At 43.7% G+C, this 18,273-nt stretch carries 17 protein-coding genes; 11 read left to right on the forward strand and 6 right to left on the reverse strand.

Features of this window, described 5'->3' with window-relative positions; translation table 11 throughout:
* Positions 1-495 (reverse strand): ABC transporter substrate-binding protein (locus ACOAOT_RS08840; protein WP_420216676.1); only part of this gene is annotated, 495 nt, incomplete at its 3' end.
* Between the two features lie 106 nt (positions 496-601).
* Positions 602-868 (reverse strand): DUF1858 domain-containing protein, encoded by a 267-nt coding sequence (locus ACOAOT_RS08845; RefSeq protein WP_420216677.1) that lies wholly within the window; start codon positions 866-868, stop codon positions 602-604.
* 369 nt (positions 869-1,237) lie between these two features.
* On the opposite strand from ACOAOT_RS08845, the gene ACOAOT_RS08850 reads away from it, so the two are divergent.
* Positions 1,238-1,936 (forward strand): EFR1 family ferrodoxin, encoded by a 699-nt coding sequence (locus ACOAOT_RS08850; RefSeq protein WP_420219401.1) that lies wholly within the window; start codon positions 1,238-1,240, stop codon positions 1,934-1,936.
* A 61-nt stretch (positions 1,937-1,997) separates the two neighbouring features.
* Here the strand turns inward: ACOAOT_RS08850 and eutC are convergent, their stop codons facing one another.
* Genes eutC through ACOAOT_RS08870 form a run of 4 tightly spaced genes read right to left on the reverse strand, consistent with a single transcriptional unit; the run spans position 1,998 to position 6,900 of the window.
* Positions 1,998-2,771, reverse strand: a complete 774-nt coding sequence (eutC, locus tag ACOAOT_RS08855) for an ethanolamine ammonia-lyase subunit EutC (protein WP_420216678.1) — start codon at positions 2,769-2,771, stop codon at positions 1,998-2,000.
* Positions 2,772-4,139, reverse strand: coding sequence for an ethanolamine ammonia-lyase subunit EutB (gene eutB, locus ACOAOT_RS08860; protein ID WP_420216679.1), 1,368 nt, complete (start codon positions 4,137-4,139; stop codon positions 2,772-2,774).
* A 12-nt stretch (positions 4,140-4,151) separates the two neighbouring features.
* Positions 4,152-5,480, reverse strand: a complete 1,329-nt coding sequence (eat, locus tag ACOAOT_RS08865; RefSeq protein ID WP_420216680.1) for an ethanolamine permease — start codon at positions 5,478-5,480, stop codon at positions 4,152-4,154.
* Between the two features lie 28 nt (positions 5,481-5,508).
* Positions 5,509-6,900, reverse strand: a complete 1,392-nt coding sequence (locus ACOAOT_RS08870) for an ethanolamine ammonia-lyase reactivating factor EutA (RefSeq protein WP_420216681.1) — start codon at positions 6,898-6,900, stop codon at positions 5,509-5,511.
* Between the two features lie 325 nt (positions 6,901-7,225).
* Between ACOAOT_RS08870 and ACOAOT_RS08875 the strand changes: the two genes are divergently transcribed.
* From ACOAOT_RS08875 to ACOAOT_RS08920, 10 genes are all read left to right on the forward strand, one after another.
* Positions 7,226-8,362 carry a carbohydrate kinase family protein gene (locus tag ACOAOT_RS08875; protein WP_420216683.1) on the forward strand — a complete coding sequence of 379 codons (1,137 nt, stop codon included), beginning with the start codon at positions 7,226-7,228 and terminating at the stop codon, positions 8,360-8,362.
* 20 nt (positions 8,363-8,382) lie between these two features.
* The gene (locus ACOAOT_RS08880) at positions 8,383-9,264 is read left to right on the forward strand and encodes a class II fructose-bisphosphate aldolase (RefSeq protein ID WP_420216685.1); all 882 of its coding nucleotides are present in this window, start codon (positions 8,383-8,385) and stop codon (positions 9,262-9,264) included.
* Positions 9,261-9,941: a D-lyxose/D-mannose family sugar isomerase gene (locus ACOAOT_RS08885; RefSeq protein WP_420216686.1), complete on the forward strand. Its 681-nt coding sequence runs from the start codon at positions 9,261-9,263 to the stop codon at positions 9,939-9,941. The genes ACOAOT_RS08880 and ACOAOT_RS08885 overlap by 4 nt, the downstream gene beginning before the upstream one ends.
* Before the next feature lie 179 nt (positions 9,942-10,120).
* Entirely contained in the window at positions 10,121-11,227 is a 1,107-nt protein-coding gene (locus ACOAOT_RS08890; RefSeq protein ID WP_420216688.1) for a sugar ABC transporter substrate-binding protein, read from the forward strand.
* Positions 11,228-11,339: 112 nt separating this feature from the next.
* Positions 11,340-12,827 carry a sugar ABC transporter ATP-binding protein gene (locus tag ACOAOT_RS08895; RefSeq protein WP_420216689.1) on the forward strand — a complete coding sequence of 496 codons (1,488 nt, stop codon included), beginning with the start codon at positions 11,340-11,342 and terminating at the stop codon, positions 12,825-12,827.
* An 18-nt stretch (positions 12,828-12,845) separates the two neighbouring features.
* Positions 12,846-13,814, forward strand: a complete 969-nt coding sequence (locus tag ACOAOT_RS08900) for an ABC transporter permease (protein ID WP_104436244.1) — start codon at positions 12,846-12,848, stop codon at positions 13,812-13,814.
* 86 nt (positions 13,815-13,900) lie between these two features.
* Entirely contained in the window at positions 13,901-14,848 is a 948-nt protein-coding gene (locus ACOAOT_RS08905; RefSeq protein WP_420216691.1) for a sugar ABC transporter substrate-binding protein, read from the forward strand.
* 7 nt (positions 14,849-14,855) lie between these two features.
* Positions 14,856-16,169 carry a sensor histidine kinase gene (locus tag ACOAOT_RS08910; protein ID WP_420216692.1) on the forward strand — a complete coding sequence of 438 codons (1,314 nt, stop codon included), beginning with the start codon at positions 14,856-14,858 and terminating at the stop codon, positions 16,167-16,169.
* A complete protein-coding gene (locus ACOAOT_RS08915) occupies positions 16,162-16,857 on the forward strand; it encodes a response regulator transcription factor (RefSeq protein ID WP_420216693.1) in 696 nt (231 codons plus the stop codon). Before ACOAOT_RS08910 ends, ACOAOT_RS08915 begins: the two co-directional genes overlap by 8 nt.
* The gene (locus tag ACOAOT_RS08920; protein WP_420216694.1) at positions 16,854-18,170 is read left to right on the forward strand and encodes an ABC transporter substrate-binding protein; all 1,317 of its coding nucleotides are present in this window, start codon (positions 16,854-16,856) and stop codon (positions 18,168-18,170) included. Before ACOAOT_RS08915 ends, ACOAOT_RS08920 begins: the two co-directional genes overlap by 4 nt.
* Positions 18,171-18,273 lie beyond the last annotated feature (103 nt).

Below are 18,273 nucleotides of genomic sequence, written 5' to 3' on the forward strand. Positions count from 1 at the left end.
TTTGATCATCTGAGCCGGATGCATACTCTGTAAGAGGGCTTTCCCCATCTTTTCGATTCCTTCTTCCCCATAATAGCGGTAGATGTGAAGCAGGAATGCATTAAACATATCCAGATCCTTCATGGGAAGGCTGATGCTGTTTTCAAACTCCGGCTTCATTAAATCTGCCCAGCTCTCAGGGAATGGGCGGTCTCCTAATACATTGGTGTTAACCATGAAAACAGCAGGAACAATACCGATAATGGCATACTGGTTTTTGGGGTCCTTCAGTGATAAGTTCTCATTATCAAGATCAGGGTTTAAATGCTCCATACCGGAAAGATCTTCAAATACGCCTAAATCCTGATAACCGCCAATCATCTTTTTGTCAAAGAATAAGTCAAAACCAGCTGAAAGATAAAGATCTGACAGACCGTCAGGATTTCCATCTGCTAAAATAACCCGATCCTTTACATCATCAAGTCCCAGGTTTGCAGATTTTAAATGATACTCCACCTCATATCCAAGGGAAGCTTTATTTTCCTCAAGCCAGGATTCGAATTTTTCTAAAAGAGGTATGCGGATAGGACAGGGCAGTACGCCCTCGATACGGATATCCCCTTTATTTTCTGATTGTGCAGGAGTAAGACACGTCCGTTAGGCTGGGCGCCTTCTCACCGATTACTTCCTCCAGTTTCTTTATAAAAAGTTCCTGGTTTACCTTTCTCATAGCCAATGCTGTTTCTAAAGAAATGGTTTTTCCAAGAGTTCTGCGCATAACGGGATTGCTTAAATTTTCAAAACCATTGGCAATAAATACTTCAATGGTTTCCGGATAGGTTTCCGTGATATGAAAGATCGTATCAGAAGCTTTAAAATAATTTGACATAATAGTTCCTTTCTCTATGTTAATTGTAAGTTGGTTTCTGAAATTACGTTTATCATACCATAGTTTCTCTGTTTTGTTTGTTGTAAAAACAACTTATTTGAAATACTTTTGATATTATTTCTTGTTAAGACACTATCTTTTTCATTACTGAGATAGTATGATGAATTCATAAAAATTTGATTCGCAGAGGGGGAATACCATTGTTAAAACCAAAAAAAATCACCCTGGCTTATTTTTCAGGGACTGGTTGTACAAAAGAAGTCTGTCTGTGTTTCGCACAACAATTGGCAAAGAAGGGATTGGAAAGCAAAACCATCAGTCTGGAAAATCATGATCCGGGAAATTTAAAACCGCCGGATCTTCTGGTGAATATTTTCGCCTGTAGATGCCTTCCGCCTGGCTTCCATTACCGAAAAATGGGTAAAAGGGCTTCCAAAATCAAGCCGCACCATGGTTGCGATCGTACCTGTGTCGGGAGGAGGAGATATCTCACCCAATACAGCCTGCACCAATGGCCTGCAGACGGATGTCAAAAAAAAGGGATATCATCTGATCTATGAAAGAATGATTGTAATGCCGTCTAATTTCGGTACCAATGCGGGGGATGAAATTAATCAGCAATTAATACGCATATTACCGGAAAAAACAAAAGAAATGATTGAAGATATTCTGAACGGAGAACATCATTTTCTGATGGCAAAGCCCCAGGATCGTCTGCTTGCAATGCTTGGAAAAGGAGAACATGTGGGTGCAAGATTTTTTGGTGCTTCCATACGCCCCTCCTCACAATGCACTCACTGTGGGAAATGTTCACAAAAATGTCCAACACGGAACATTAAAATGGATCAGGGAATTCCCAAATTCGGCTTTCGTTGTATTTTGTGCTTAAGATGCATCTATTCCTGTCCGGTTCATGTACTGAAACCAGGAATCTTAACCTCTGCAGTTTTAAAAGACGGTTTTCATTTACAGAAGTATAAAAAACAGGAGTCAGTCGATATAAGTCAGGAACAGACTGAGTTTCATTTAAAAGGTGCCTGGAAGGGCGTTAGTGACTATTTACAATAAGCATGAAATCAGGCGGGGTATGAGTTCCTTTAGAGGAATCCGTACCCCGCCTGGTATGTATTTATAATTTTAAATCGATTCCGCTTGCTTTTGCTTCCATCATCGCATCCACAATTGAAATAATCTGTGCGCCAGCTTCAACTGGAGGCATACCATTCTTATGGATGTTAGAGACTACCGTTCTCTGGGATTCCGGCTTTTTCGTGCTTGATTCATATGCCATATAGGCACTTAAGCTTTCTCCGGTTGCAAGACCAGGTCTTTCTCCTATGAGAATAATGGTGATTTTCGAATGTAATGCTTCACTGATCCGGTCCATAGTCGCAACTCTTGCATATTTAACAAAGATTGGATCACCAACTTTATAGCCTTTTTCCTTCAGCCCATCCATAAGCATGGGATAAATATCCGGAAGATTACTGGTAATTGCAGGAGAACTGAGACCGTCACCTGCGATGATCTGTACGTCTGCATCGTGTCTGCAGTTTTCACTAATTATCTTCAGGGTGTCTTCGGAAAAACGTCTTCCAAGATCTGGCCTTGTTATATATTCATCTTTATTTTTGCATAAACTCTGAACCTTTAAAAATCCCAGCTGATCCACCACTTTTTCATCGACCTCTGACCAGACGGCATCCATGGCGACAGCATGATCAGCACGAAAGCGGAGATAGGTTTCCGTTTTCAGCCTGGTTCCTGCCTTGCCCACACAGATTCTTGCAGCCGTAGTCTTCTTTCTCAAATTGACACAGGACTGAAGGTCAGCCGGCTGGTTAACTGTTACCCGTTCTGTTAAATCAAGGGTAGAGATATCCCTTACAAGATCCTGATCCATTTACTTCACCTCCTGTGTGAAAATAGAGGGATCACCGGCGCGTTCCGTCAGTTGTCCGTCTTTCATAATCCCCAGTTCTTCCATGCGTTTTTCAAATTCTCTCATGGGGCGTTTTCCGCTTGTTTCCCGAAAGGCTGCTGCGTCATGATAACTGGAGGACTCGAGCATCAGCATAATATCATCCCCTGCCGGTATTCCCATTACATAATTGACACCGGCGCTGGCAAGGAGAACACCTAAGTTTTCCAGGTCATTCTGACTGGCTTTCATATGATTGGTATAACAGACATCGCAGCCCATGGGGATACCGGTGAGTTTTCCCATAAAATGATCTTCCAGTCCGGCCCGGATTACCTGAGCTCCGTCATATAAATATTCCGGTGCGATAAAACCTACTACGGTATTGACGCAGTAAGGGTGGTAACGCTTTGCAAATCCGTAGCACCGTGCTTCCATTACCAGCTGATCTGCATCATGATGACCTTCTGAAGAAAGTTCGGCCCCCTGACCTGTTTCAAAATACATGAAGTTGGGACCTTTGGAGCTTTTCTTTTCCTTCATCACCTCATAAGCCTCATCCATTAAGGCTGTACTGATTCCAAATGCCGTATTGGAGATCTGTGATCCGGCAATGGATTGAAACATTAAATCCATAGGACTGCCTTTTTTTAAAGCCTCCATCTGGGTGGTCACATGGGAGAGGACGCAGTTCTGGGTGGGAATCTGCCATTTCTCCATAAAGTCACGGAAAGCCCGCAAAATTTTATCCGTTTGCTCCACAGTATCTATGGCAGGATTTAAACCGATTAATGCATCGCCATTTGCATAGGAAATTCCTTCAAACACAGAAGCCATAACCCCTTCAATGCTGTCTGTGGGGTGATTGGGCTGCAGCCTGGAGGCCAGAGTTCCCGGAAGACCGATTGTTGTATTGCAGGTGGCCGGGACAATCAGTTTTTTAGAAGCCACAATGATATCAAGATTGCTCATCAGCTTTGTCACACCCGCTATCACCTCGGCAGTGAGACCATCACGAATCTCTTCAATGGCAGCAGCAGGAGAGGCAAGAATAAATTCCCGCAGTTCTCCAAGGGTTATGGATTTGATTTTTTTATAGGCTTCCTCATCCACTCCATCCTGAATGACTCTTGTGACTTCATCGGTTTCATAATCAACTACCGGATGGTTTCGTAAATCAGAAACGGATAAATCGGCAAGTACAACTTTGGCAGCAATACGTTCTGCTGCATCTGCTGCGGCAATTCCAGCCAGTGTATCACCGGACTTTTCTTCATTCGCTTTTGCCAGGACCTCCCTGACGGAACGAAATTCGTAGGTTTTACCGAATAATCTTGTCTTCAATTTCACCTTTTCGGCCTCCTATGCTTCCATTTCATTTTCTGCGGATACAAATCCATTTGCAAAAACCTTGTCTTTTACAAGGTAATAAAGAATAGCAGCTGCATAAACAATGGCAGCCAGGAACAACAGAGAGGCCTGGGAAACTACCAGGGCAACTACGACTACTGCACAGGTAACTGCCGCAATGGTTGGAATAAGGGCGGATTTTAACCGGTAAGGACGAGCCAGTGCCGGCTCTTTTTTTCTGAGAACAAACCAGGAGGCAATGGATAAAACTGCCATTACAGAAGAGCCGATGCAGGAGAAGACAACCAGGCTGCCTACATTTCCGGTGATTACAAAAAAGAGACCAATCAGACTGGTGCTCACAAGAGCAAAGACCGGAGTACCTTTTTTATCAAGGTTTGAAAGTGCTTTTGGAAGATAGCCGCTTCTGGACATGGCGTATGCCTGCCTGGAATATCCGATCATTATTCCATGAAGGCTGGCTGCCAGACCGAATAATCCAAAAAATCCCACCAATTTCACAAGAAATGAATGTTCACCATAGACTTTTGATAAGATTGCCGGAAGTGGATTATCAGTGGATGCCACAGCAGACAAATCTGAGGCAGAGTTTCCGGCAGTAACGATAAGGACAGCAACCGCCATAACAACCAGTGCTCCGATTCCCGATATAAATGCTTTTGGTATGTCTTTTTGCGGATTTTTACATTCTTCCGCCCCCATTGCTCCTGACTCCACAGCCAGATAAAACCAGACCACAAATGGAATGGCAGCAAATATGCCATGCATGCCGTTCATGGAAGCTCCGGAATAGAACAGACCGTGTACATCTACAGTTGGAATTCCAAGGATAAAATAAACAGCTACTCCAAGAATCGCCACTGCCGTAACAATTACACTGACGATGGCAGCAGATTCAATTCCCTTGATATTAATAAAAACAAAGATACAAAAGGCAGTGATAGCGGCGATATTGGCCGGGATGACAGGAAGCAGTCCATGTACATATGCACCAATGGAAAGTGCAATTCCTGGTGTTGCAAAGATATACTCAAGGAGTATGGAGAAACCGGCTATAAAACCGGCGAACTTGCCGAATGATTTTTCTGCATATGCGGTTGGACCGGCTGCAGACGGGATGGCCGTTGCCAGCTCTGAGTAACAAAAGACAAAGGAGACATAGAAAAGTGTGACAATGAATGTTGCAATTAAAGCTCCTGTAAAATTAGTCTTTTCAAACAGGTAATTCCAGCCAAAATACATACCGGATACAACTGCACCTACAATAATCGCCCATAGCTTAACCGGTGTAAGAGCTTTGTTCAAATTTTTTTCTTCCATAATGGAATCCTCCTGATTTTTCTTGTTTTTATTGATACACTAATGTTTTAATCACAACGGGTACCGCGCTTCCAACCGGTGATCCGATATCTATATAATCACCGTCCTCAACCTGGATCTGATCCAGGCAGATAACTGGTTTGCTGCATGGCGTATGAATCCGGATCATCTGACTCAGTGCTTTTGCAAAGTCTTCTTTTAAAAGCACAATTACAGGACTTTTTAATCCCTCATAAAGTCTGGCGATCTGATTTGCAAGAAGTTTAAGTTCCACGTATCCAGGGCTTTTTCCCCCTTTTATACTCACTGCAAGAATCTCATCCTCGTAAAGCTCCATAAGTGGTCTGGTACTTCTATATACATCTTCCCACTGGCTGGCAGCTGCCGGGCATTTTACTATGGGAATATTTCGCATAGGTAAAATAGAGGGTTCAACACCTACCGTACTTCCGCTGACGGACAGAGAGTGGCTTCCTGCTCCGATTACGGTTGCCCTTATTTTTTCCTCCGGTATGATAAGCCTGCTCTTATAGGGGGTAAGAGCCTGAGTGATTTTGATTCCAAGTAAAGGACCGATGTCGCCATACTGAAACCATTCTGCATGGCTTTCATTTTCATTTAATGATCCCACGTATTCGCCCACTCCACCGGATATGGATATAAAATCAAGATTCTCTGGAATGGTGAAATCTGTGATATATAACGGGAAAGTATCCTTATTCATTTCACGTAATCCAAGTGCCTGAAGGCAGCTGTCTGCCAGATAATCGCAGAAACGTTCCAGCACATTGATATCAGCAGTTTCACCCTGTCTGATTGCCAGTTTATGCCTGGTAATTATATGGAGAATCCGGTCTGAAATATAGGTTACGCTGCCAGTGTCATCCAGTTTTATCAGCCTTCCGCCAATATCCATTGCAAAAGAATCTGTACAGATACCGCAGTCAAATACAGCCGCATTTAAGGTTCCCCCGCCGATATCCAGGTTAACGATTCTTTTGCTCCTCCTTTTTGATTCTTCGCTGATTCCGGCTCCCCTCCCGGCTAAAACCGCTTCCAGCCTGGGTCCTGCGGCAGCAACAACAAAATCACCCAGATACTCTGATAACCAGATATTCACCTGCCGGGCATTATCCTTTCTGGCTGTTTCACCCGTAATGATAACGGCTCCGGTTTCTATGTTCTCCTTATGAATTCCACTTTCTTTCATAGCCGATTTTACCTGTTCCCGGATCTGTTCAAAATCTATGATATCTCTTGAAATCAGTGGTGTGAAGATAACCGGACTTCGATAGATAACCTCAGTCTCATCGATTTTAGTGGTGGGAAGAAGGGATGGCCCCATTCTGGTTGAGATCTTAATATTGCTGATAATAATTTCCGTTGTACTGGTTCCTATATCCACGCCAATACTGTACAACCATATACCTCCTCCCGGCAGCTTCACAAACGAAAGAACAAATAAAAAAGACGAAGGGGATTTCCTGGCAGGAAACGTCTTCGTCTTTCATATTTCGTATGAAGTTTTTATATTAACAACTAATATAAGGACTTTGTATTCATTTGTCAACAGTTAAATGAGAAAGTTTTTATATCGTTAGAATCTTAAGTAGGAAAGGAAAAAACATTGTGCAATATTCACATGACAATTGTCATATAGACAAGCTATGTAGTGATATATGCATAAATATTATTGACTTTCCTCCTGCGGTTGTTATGATGAAGACAGGAAAGGGGGTATTTATATGCCAGATGAGGCGGGAAATAAAAAAATAATTGTTGCCGGACACATTTCCCTGGATATTACACCGGTCTTTAAAAGCAGTGACGGAAGAAAAATTTTAAAGTCCTTTCAGCCCGGTAAACTTTTAGAAGTGGGAAAAGCCAACATATCCGGAGGCGGAGCGGTTTTTAACACTGGGCTTGGGCTGCATGCATTGGGAGCAGATGTCCTTTTGATGGCAAACACAGGGGATGATGACTTTGGACAGATCCTAAAAGGAAAAATACAGGAAAGAGGGTGTGAAAGCTGCATTACGGTTATTCCCGGAGAGGATACATCCTACACGATTGTTCTGGCACCAAAGGGGGTTGACCGGTTATTTCTTCATAATCCCGGTTGTAATGACACCTTTGGCTTTGAACATGTGGATTTTAGTAAAGCGGCAAAAGCAGCTCATTTTCATTTTGGTTATCCGACACTGATGAAGCGGTTCTACCAGAATGACGGACTGGAATTAAAAGAGCTTTTTTGCCGCATGAAAGAGCTTGGACTTACCACTTCACTGGATCTGGCGGCGGTGGATCCGGAATCGGAAGCTGCATCCTGCCGCTGGGACCGGATTTTTGATTCCGTGCTTCCCTATGTGGATTTTTTTGTACCCAGCATTGAAGAACTGGGGTTTTTGTTAAACCGTCCGCTCTATGATAAATGGCAGGAAATTGCTGACGGCGATGATATTACCTCCATTCTCTCTTTAAAGAAAGACGTGGAAACCATTGCAGATCAGGCTCTGCATCTGGGCACAAAGGCAGTTCTTTTAAAATGCGGTGCAGCGGGAATGTACTTAAAGACAGCTTCAAAACAGGCGTTTGCAGATGGCCCGGATTTCTTAAAAGGCTGGTCAGATATTTCTTACTTCCAGAACAGCTTTCTGCCAGACCGGATTCTTTCTGCCACCGGAGCCGGAGATACCAGTATTGCCGCATTTATTAAAGCCGTGCTGGAGAAACGTTCTCCAAAAGAATGTGTGAAACTTGCGTCGGCAACAGGTGCTTCCTGTGTGACAGCTTATGATACAGTAAGCGGACTGCTGCCCTTCGAAACATTAGAGGAAAAAATCAAAAACGGGTGGGAAGAACAGAAACGAATCCTGCCATAAATAAAAAGGAGGAATTACATATGCTTGTTACCATGAAATCAATTCTTAACCTGGCAGAAGCCAGAAACATTGCTGTAGGTGCCTTTAATATTACTTCTCTGGAAGGAATCCAGGCAGTGTTGGGAGCTGCGGAGGAAACCGGACAGCCGGTCATTTTACAGTTTGCACCTGTCCATGAAACAATTATCCCCCTTACCGTAATGGGACCCATCATGGTTATGATGGCAGAACATGCCGCCGTTCCCGTCGCAGTACACTTAGATCACGGAGACGATTTTAAGAAGTTAAAACAGGCCCTTGACATGGGATTCACCTCCATTATGTATGATGGTTCCGCCCTGTCTTTTGAGGAAAATGCAGCAGGTACTCAAATTGCGGTGGAGCTTGCAGCCGCATATGGAGCTTCTGTTGAAGGAGAGATTGGTGCAATGGGCAGAGAAGAATTCAAAAGCGTAGGGGAAAGCGAGGGAAATGAAGCGGCCGAAAGTTGCTACACAGATCCGGATCAGGCGGAAGCATTTACTTCACTTACCGGAATTGACGCATTGGCCTGTTCCTTTGGCACTGTACATGGACTCTATTTAAAAAAGCCCAATCTGGACCTTGACAGAATCAGCCGGATTCGGGACAAAGTGGCTCTCCCCATTGTCATGCACGGAGGTTCGGGAATCAGCGATGAAGATTTTTATCAGTGCATCAAACGCGGGGTCCGTAAGATTAATTATTATACCTACCTGGCAAAGGCCGGCGGCATGTATGTGAAAGAAAAAACCGCTAATGCAGAGGATGTGGTATTTTACCATGATGTGACCCTTTGGGGCGTGGAGGCAATGAAAAAAGACGTGCTTCATACCATTAAAGTGTTTTCTGGTATGGAGCAGAAAGAGAGCGGAATGCTATGAAACGTTCTGAAGTTAACAAAGCCTTAAAGGATATGGAACAGATGATTCAGACATGTGGATTTTCCCTTCCGCCTTTTTGCAGCTTTACTCCAGAGGAATGGATAGAAAAAGGACATGATTACGATGAAATCCGTGACAATATGCTTGGCTGGGATATTACGGATTTTGGACTTGGGGATTTCGACCGGACCGGTTTTTCACTGATTACTCTTCGAAATGGGAATGTAAAGCAAAAGGAATATACAAAAACCTATGCAGAAAAACTTCTCTTCTTAAAAGAAGGACAATCAGCCGCCATGCATTTTCACTGGACAAAAATGGAGGACATTATAAACAGAGGGGGAGGCAATGTGCAGATCCGTGTTTACGAATCCGGCCCAGACGGAGGTTTTTCTGATTCCGACGTAACAGTTAACAGGGATGGAAGAAGTTATATGGTTCCTGCCGGAACCGTGGTAACACTGCACCCTGGGGAGAGCATTACCATTTATCCTTATCTCTACCATGATTTTCATGTGGAACCCCATTCCGGTCCGGTGCTGCTTGGTGAAGTATCCATGTGTAACGATGATCAGGAGGACAACCGATTTTACCAGCCAGTCGGCCGCTTTCCAAAAATAGAAGAAGACGAGCCACCTTACCGCCTCCTTTGCAACGAATACCCGAAGGCAGAGTAATTGTGCAATGTGATGAAAATTCAGCCATGGGCAATCCAGATTCGCTTAATACAGCATATTAAATATGACAAATGTAATGAAAAACTAATTACATTGTGCACATGTTTTAAAAACAGTGGGATGATATGATGTTTATGCAGCACATAACACAACTGTATAATGTATAAGGAGGATTTACCATGAAAAAAAGCACAAAAAAGCTTGCCGCAATTCTGATGTGCGCAGCTCTTGCCGGAATGTCTGTGGCAGGCTGCAGCAATGGGGAACCAGAAACAAAGGCGCCTGAAACAACAAAAGCAGCGGAAACCACAAAAGCGGAAACAAAGGCGGAAACAAAAGCTGAGGCAAAAACAGAAACAAAGGCTGCTGTAAAATCAGAATCTGCCGTAAACATGGCAGACGCAAATGTAAAAAAGAAAGATCCAAGTAAGCATTATAAATTCGGATATACCTGTATGGACGGTACCAATCCATTCTTTGTAACGATCGAAAAAACCATGCGGGAAATGATTGAAGCTCAGGGAGACGAACTGGTTTCAGTGGATCCGGCCAATGATGTAACCCTTCAGATCACCCAAGTTGAAGATTTGGTATCACAGAAAATTGATGCCATGTTTATGAATCCGGCAGAAGCAGAAGGAATCCTTCCCGCTCTGGACCAGTTAAAAGAAGCAAAGATTCCAACGGTAGGCTTTGATACGGAAGTTGCTGATATGTCCTATCTGATTTCTTACACCGGCTCTGATAACTATAATGCAGGTTTCGTATGCGGAGAAGATTTAGTAAAGAAATGCCCCAATGGCGGAGACATCATTGTTCTTGATTCCCCAACCATGAATTCCGTAACAGACAGAACAAACGGATTTTTGGATGCCATTAAAAACCACAACTTCAATATCGTTGCCCAGCAGGATGCAAAAGGAAATTTAGAGGTCTCCATGGGGATTGCAGAAGATTTACTTCAGGCTCATGGCAATGTAGTTGCCATCTTCGGCGGAAATGATCCCACTGCATTGGGCGCACTGGCAGCTGCAAATGCAGCAGGCATTAAGGACTGCAAAATCTATGGTGTAGATGGTTCTCCTGATATTAAGGCAGAAATGGCTTCCGGCACTTCTCTTATTGAAGGAAGCGGCGCTCAGTCACCAGTTAAAATTGCTCAGTCTGCAGTTAACATTATGTATTCCTACTTAAACGGGGAAGAAGTCGCTGACCGGTATCCCGTGGAAACATTCCTCATTACATCTGAGAATGTAAAGGATTATGGCACAGACGGCTGGCAGTAAATACAGATAAGAGGAACATGCCTCCTGGAATAAGCGTGTTACATGCTCCGGGAGGCGGTGCCTTTTTTCCAGACTGACGTCATAAATGGATAACGAACAGGCAGGTGAATATATGAGTGAAAAAATTCTGCTTCAAATGAAAAACATACATAAATCTTTTCCAGGAGTTAATGCATTGCAGGGAGTGGATTTTGAACTGTTCCCTGGGGAAGTTCATGCCCTTCTTGGTGAAAACGGGGCCGGAAAATCCACGTTAATCAAGGTATTAGGCGGAATCTACATTGCAGAAGAGGGAGAAATTTTCATTGAAGGACAGAACGTGGTCATTGACGGAGTAAATGCTTCTCATGCCAACGGAATTTCCATCATCCATCAGGAACTGGTACTGGTCCCTCATATGACCGTAGCAGAAAATATCTTTCTTGGACGGGAACCTGGGAAAGGCGGTTTTATAGATCATGAAACAATGGAGCGGGAAGCAGGTAAGCTCTTAGATGATTATCATATGAGCATCTCTCCGGGAGCCTTTGTCAAGGATTTAACCATTGCCCAGCAGCAGATGGTAGAAATCGTAAAAGCCATTTCCTACCGTTCAAAAATATTGGTCATGGATGAGCCAACCTCCTCCATATCGGATAAAGAGGTGGAGTTCCTGTTTCAGACCATGCGTATGCTGACCCAAAAAGGTGTGGGAATTATATATATTTCTCATAAAATGGATGAGCTTGAGCAGATTTGCGACCGGGTGACTGTTTTAAGGGACGGTACCTATGTGGGAACAAAAGTTGTGAAGGACACTTCAAGAGACCAGTTAATCTCCATGATGGTTGGGCGGGAACTGACAAAATATTATACCCGGGATTATAAGGAACCGGGTGATGTTGTATTAAAATGTGAAAACATAACAGACGGCAGGATGGTAAAAGGAGCCAGTTTTGAACTGCGTCAGGGAGAGATCATCGGCTTTGCCGGATTAGTGGGAGCAGGCAGAAGTGAAACCATGAAATGTATTTTTGGTCTGACCCCATGTCTGTCCGGGGAAATCTATGTAAATGGGAAACCGGCAAAGATTAAATCTCCTTTGGATGCCATGAACTACAAAATAGCACTGGTGCCGGAGGACCGGAAGCAGGAAGGCCTTTATCCGGTGCAGAGCGTGCGCTTTAACTCCACAATAGAAGTGCTAAAATCTTTTATCAAAGGCATACTGGTCAATCTGAAAAAAGAAGAAGAAATAACCGGAAAATATATTGAAATGATGGATACAAAGACACCATCCCAGGAACAGCTGATTGGAAACTTATCCGGCGGAAACCAGCAGAAGGTTATGATCGGAAGATGGCTGGCCACTTCTCCTGACATCCTGATTCTCGATGAGCCAACCAGAGGCGTGGATGTAGGGGCGAAATCTGAAATATATGCAACCATGAATGAACTGGTCAAAGAGGGAATGTCAATTATCATGATTTCTTCCGAACTGCCGGAAATTCTTAACATGAGCGACCGGGTATATGTCATGTGTGACGGAAGAACCACCGGCTGTTTCCACCATAGCGAAAACATAACCCAGGAACAGATTATGAAGCTGGCAGCCAAGTAGGAAAGAGGGAGAAATCAGATGACAACAAGAATTCAAAAAAATGTAAAACAGTATTTAAAAGATAACATCGGAATTATCGGTGCACTGCTGATTCTGTGTATTTTCCTGTCCATATTTCCAAAGACCAGCGGTGTATTTCTCACACATAAAAATATATTTAATGTACTTAGGCAGATTTCTTCCAACTTATTCCTTGCATGCGGAATGACCATGGTAATTATTTTAGGAGGAATCGACCTGTCCGTAGGTTCCATTATAGCCCTGTCCGGCTGTGTTGCCGCAGGCTGTGTGGCACGTTACAATCTTCCTATATTTGCAGCCATATTAATCGGCATTCTCATCGGTACGGCAGTTGGTATGGCAAACGGTGTGGTTATTTCCAAAACAACCATTCCGCCGTTTATCGTCACACTTGCCACCATGAATGTGGCAAAAGGTCTGGCTTACGTTTATACCGGCGGCTCTCCCGTAAGAGTCGTTACGAAGAAATGGCAGTTTCTTGGTGCCGGCTACATTGGAGGAGTTCCAACCCCTGTTATAATCCTGGTATTTGTATTAATCATCACCGCAGTTATTATGAATAAGACAAAGCTGGGGCGCCACATCTATGCAGTGGGAGGTAATTCCCAGGCCGCCAGATTCTCCGGAATCAGTACGGCAAGAGTAAAATTACTGGTACATACCTATTCCGGACTTATGGCAGGTCTTGCAGGTGTTGTTCTCGCTTCCCGTATGTATTCCGGCCAGCCCACTGCAGGAGACGGAGCAGAAATGGACGCCATTGCGGCAGTTGTGGTTGGAGGAACTTCCATGGCAGGCGGTTCCGGTAAAATCGGAGGCACCATTATCGGAGGACTGATTATTGGTGTATTAAACAACGGACTGAATCTTTTGAATGTCAACTCATTCTGGCAGTATGTGGTAAAGGGTATTGTCATTCTATTGGCAGTATTTGTAGACTACCTGCGGAACAAGAAAAAGGGCTAAAATTCTGCTAAGAGCAGGGAGCGTTTCCTTAACAGTGAAACGCTTTTTGTGGTATAATAAATAAAAAAACACGGGGGTGTTTATACATGAAGAGAAAGGCTGGGGTATTTCTCTTAATTGCACTGACTATAGCTTTGTTTGCCGGCTGCAGCAGGAGGAAGGACGAAGCACCTCCTCACGAAGCTCTCATATTTGGTGCCACCTATATGACGCGGAATAATCCCTACTTTAATGTTTTGGGACAGGGGATTGAAGAAGTGGTGGAAGCCAATGGAGATATTCTTTTAACCAGAGATCCCTTGCAGGATCAGAAGAAGCAGAATGAACAGATTGAAGAACTAATCGACGAAGGAATCAGCATGCTTTTCTTAAATCCGGTGGACTGGGAAGAGGTTCGCCCGGCTTTACTTGCCTGTAAAAAAGCAGGCGTGGCAGTAATTAACGTAGATACTGTGGTGAAGGACCGGGATCTGGTCATATCCGTGATTGAAACGGACAACTATCAGGCAGGTCAGCTTTGCGCCCTGGATATGATGAAGCGAAGGAAAGCTGCGGACATTGTAATACTGGATAATCCCATTCAGATGTCCATTACCTACCGTGCCCAGGGATTTACCGATGCTATTGCAGGCAATCCCAACTACCGGGTGGTATACCGGCATGCGGCAGCAGGGGAAATTGAGGTTTCGTCCAAAGTGATGGAAGAGTTTTTAAACCAGAATAAAGGGTTTGATGTGGTTCTTGGAGGCAACGACCCTACGGCTCTTGGCGCACTGGCAGCACTTCAGCAGGCCAGAAAGGAAGATGGAGTCCTGATCTACGGGATAGACGGTTCTCCTGACTTTAAGGCGATTCTGGACATGGGGTATGTGACCGGAACCAGTGCCCAAAGCCCCAAAGCCATTGGTAGGGTTGCTGCCGAAACCGCCTACCGGTACTTAAACGGAGAACCTGTGGACCCATACATAAGCCTGTCCAGTACTTTCATTACAAAGGACAATCTGGCTGAATACGAAATTGATGGCTGGCAGTAGGTGAGAGATGGAAGATAATAAATTTAACGGCAGGATCAGGATTTTGCAGACCGCAATCCTGATTATTAACATTATATCCGTAATGGGAATCAGTATTTTTATATACGCTACCATCGAAAAAATCAGAAGAGCCTACGATGCCAGAGAATTTTTAAATGAAATTCAGGCCATCGTCTGGTATCCCTATGCAAAAATCTGGCTCTGTGCCCTGCTGTTGGGCTTTCTCACTTTAAGTATGGTAATTAGAGACCGGTTGTTTCCCAATAACAGCAAGGTTATTTTAACCAGTCTGGTTGCAGATTTTATTGCCTGCTTTGCCATTATCATTGAACTGAATTTCAACTATAACGGAATCCTGCTGCTGGTTTTTTCCAACGTTATTCTGTACGTAAAAAACGGAAAATCCAGATATATACTGGCAGCCGTTGCTATTGGAAGTTTTATTCTTGCTGATTATGAACTGCTGTCAATCTCTTACAGACTGTATTCCATACAGGATTATATCGCTTTTTACAGCGCCTCAAAACAGCAGTATTTTCTGAGTGTTTATAACATTTTCATATCTTTAAATGTAATTCTGTTTGTTGCTTACTGCGTCAATATTATCAATGAGCAGCAGGGAAATATTGACGAAATACACGGATTAAACGAAAAACTCCACGATGTGAACGAACAGCTGCAAAAGTATTCTCTTATGGCGGAAAAAATGGCGGAAACAAGAGAACGCAACCGCCTGGCAAGGGAAATTCATGATACGCTGGGGCATACACTCACAGGGATTTCAGCCGGAATTGATGCCTGTATTGCGATAATCAGCATCTCACCGGAACAGACAAAAAAGCAGCTGGAGCTGATAAGCAAAGTTACCAGAGACGGGATTAAGGACATCCGCCGTTCTGTCAGTGAACTAAGGCCTGATGCCCTGGACCGTTTCAGCCTGGAATTTGCCATTAATAAGATGGTAACAGACATCAATGCAGTATCAGAAACAAGAGTCTATTTTGACTGCAGGGTAAGTAATTTAAAATTCGGCGAGGACGAAGAGAATGCCATTTACCGTGTGGTTCAGGAAGGAATCACCAATGCCATACGTCATGGGCAGGCAAAGGAGATCTGGGTAACCATGAAAATGGAAAAAGAAGATATTCTGATACAGATTAAAGATAATGGAATTGGGTGTAAAGAAATGAAAAGCGGTTTCGGCACCAAGCATATGAAAGAGCGGATTCGTATGCTCAACGGAGCTGTTACATTTGATGGAAGTGATGGTTTTATCGTAAATGCAAGAATACCGATCCGGAGGGGAGAGACCTATGATTAAAGTATTGATTGCCGATGATCAGGAACTGATACGCCAGAGTCTGCAGATTGTCTTAAACAGCAGGAAAGATATGGCCGTTACCGATGTGGCGGCAGACGGCCAGGAAGTGATGCGGTGCATCCGCAAAAACAAACCGGACGTGATCTTAATGGATGTACGTATGCCTAAAATGGATGGGGTGCAGTGCACGAAACTCATTAAGGAAAGTTACCCTCAGATTAAGATCATCATACTGACTACATTTGACGATGATGAATATGTTTATAATGCCCTGAAATACGGTGCAAGCGGGTATTTACTAAAAGGAGTCTCCATGGAAGAACTGGCCAATGCCATCACGACTGTTTACAATGGCTGTGCAATGATTAATCCGGATATAACAGCAAAGGTTTTAAGGCTGTTCTCCCAGATGGCAAAAGCCGATTACTCCATTACAGTCAAAGAAAAAAATATGGATGAGCTGACGAGAGCAGAATGGAAGATCATTGCCCAGGTTGAAAAAGGAGCAAGCAACCGGGAAATCGCGCGGACTTTAAACTTATCAGAGGGAACCGTACGAAATTATTTAAGCACTATTTTAAATAAACTGAATTTAAGAGACCGGACCCAGCTTGCAATCTGGGCGGTTCAGACCAACGTGAGAAATAAGGTGGAAGGGCGGTCCTTGGAAACAGAGGGAGCTTTATGAAAAAAAGGCGCTATCTTTTAAGTGGGATGATTGGCTTGCTTCTGCTTTCGGCCTGCTTCTTTCTCTACAATAAAAACAGCCGTCCCGTTATTCTGGAATTTGGTATGTTTACCGGCAGCAACTGGGATGTTGCAAGTGCCAACAGTTTTAAGATATTCGACCGGGCCATTGCTGATTTTGAAAAAAATCATCCCAATGTTAAGATTCACTATTACAGTGGAATTGCTAAAGAGGATTACTCCGAGTGGTGTGCAAGAAAGCTTTTAGAAGGAAAAACGCCGGATGTATTCATGGTATTAGATTCTGATTTTGATAAGTTTACTTCTCTTGGAGTGATGAAGGATCTGGAAGATTTAATGTCCTCTGATGACAACTTTCACAAAGAGGACTTTTTCGCTACTGCTTTGGATACCGGACGCAACGGAGGGCATCAGTATGCCCTTCCCTATGAAGTTGTTCCCACCCTGATGTTTGTAAATAAGTCTCTTCTTGCAAAAGAAGGAATCGATATGCCAAAGGAAGACTGGAACTGGGAAGATATGGCTGAGATCTGTCAGAGGGTTACAAAGGATACGGATCAGGACGGACTATTAGATCAGTTTGGGACTTATAATTACAGCTGGCGGGATGCCTTATATACGTGCGGAGGCAATCTGTACGAGAACAATCAGGCTCAGATATCCTTTACTGACAGCCGGGTTTTAAATGCGGTTAAATACATCAAACGCCTGAATGATATTAATCAGGGTCAGAGCGTAACACAGGAAGATTTTAATGCTGGAAGAGTGGCTTTTATGCCTCTCACCTTTGCAGAGTACCGAACTTACAAAACCTATCCGTACCGGATTAAGAAATATACCAAATTTCAGTGGGACTGTATCACGTTTCCGGCAGATAAAGAAGGTGGGAACACATCCAAGGTAGATGCCCTGCTAATCGGAATCGGCAGCAAAACCAGACATGAAGCCCTTGCCTGGGAATTTTTAAAACAACTGACCTATACCGGTGAAATGCAGATGGATGTTTACCGCTATTCCCAGGGAGTGCCTGCACTGAGAGCAGTGGCCTCTTCCCAGGAGGGGGTGGATTGCCTTCAGGAGGACATGGATGAAGGGGAACAGGTTATCAGCAGTACTCTCTTGTGCCATGTCATTGAAAACGGAATCATCGAACCCAAGCTTCTCCAGTATCAGCAGGTCATGAATCTGGCAGATGGAGAAGTCTCTAAAATCCTGCAGGAAAATAAAAATGTGGACAGCAGTATGAAGATCTTTCAGCGGACTGTGAGTAAATATCTGCAGCAGCAGAAATAATCTGCTGTGATTAGCAGATTGTATATGAATAGAGTTGTTGTAAGGGTAAATAATTAATTTACTGGTACAGCAGCTCTTTTTTTATAAAAAAATAGTTGACAAA

The organism is Lacrimispora struthionigena, from assembly GCF_048627165.1.
Classification (GTDB): Bacteria; Bacillota; Clostridia; order Lachnospirales; family Lachnospiraceae; genus Lacrimispora.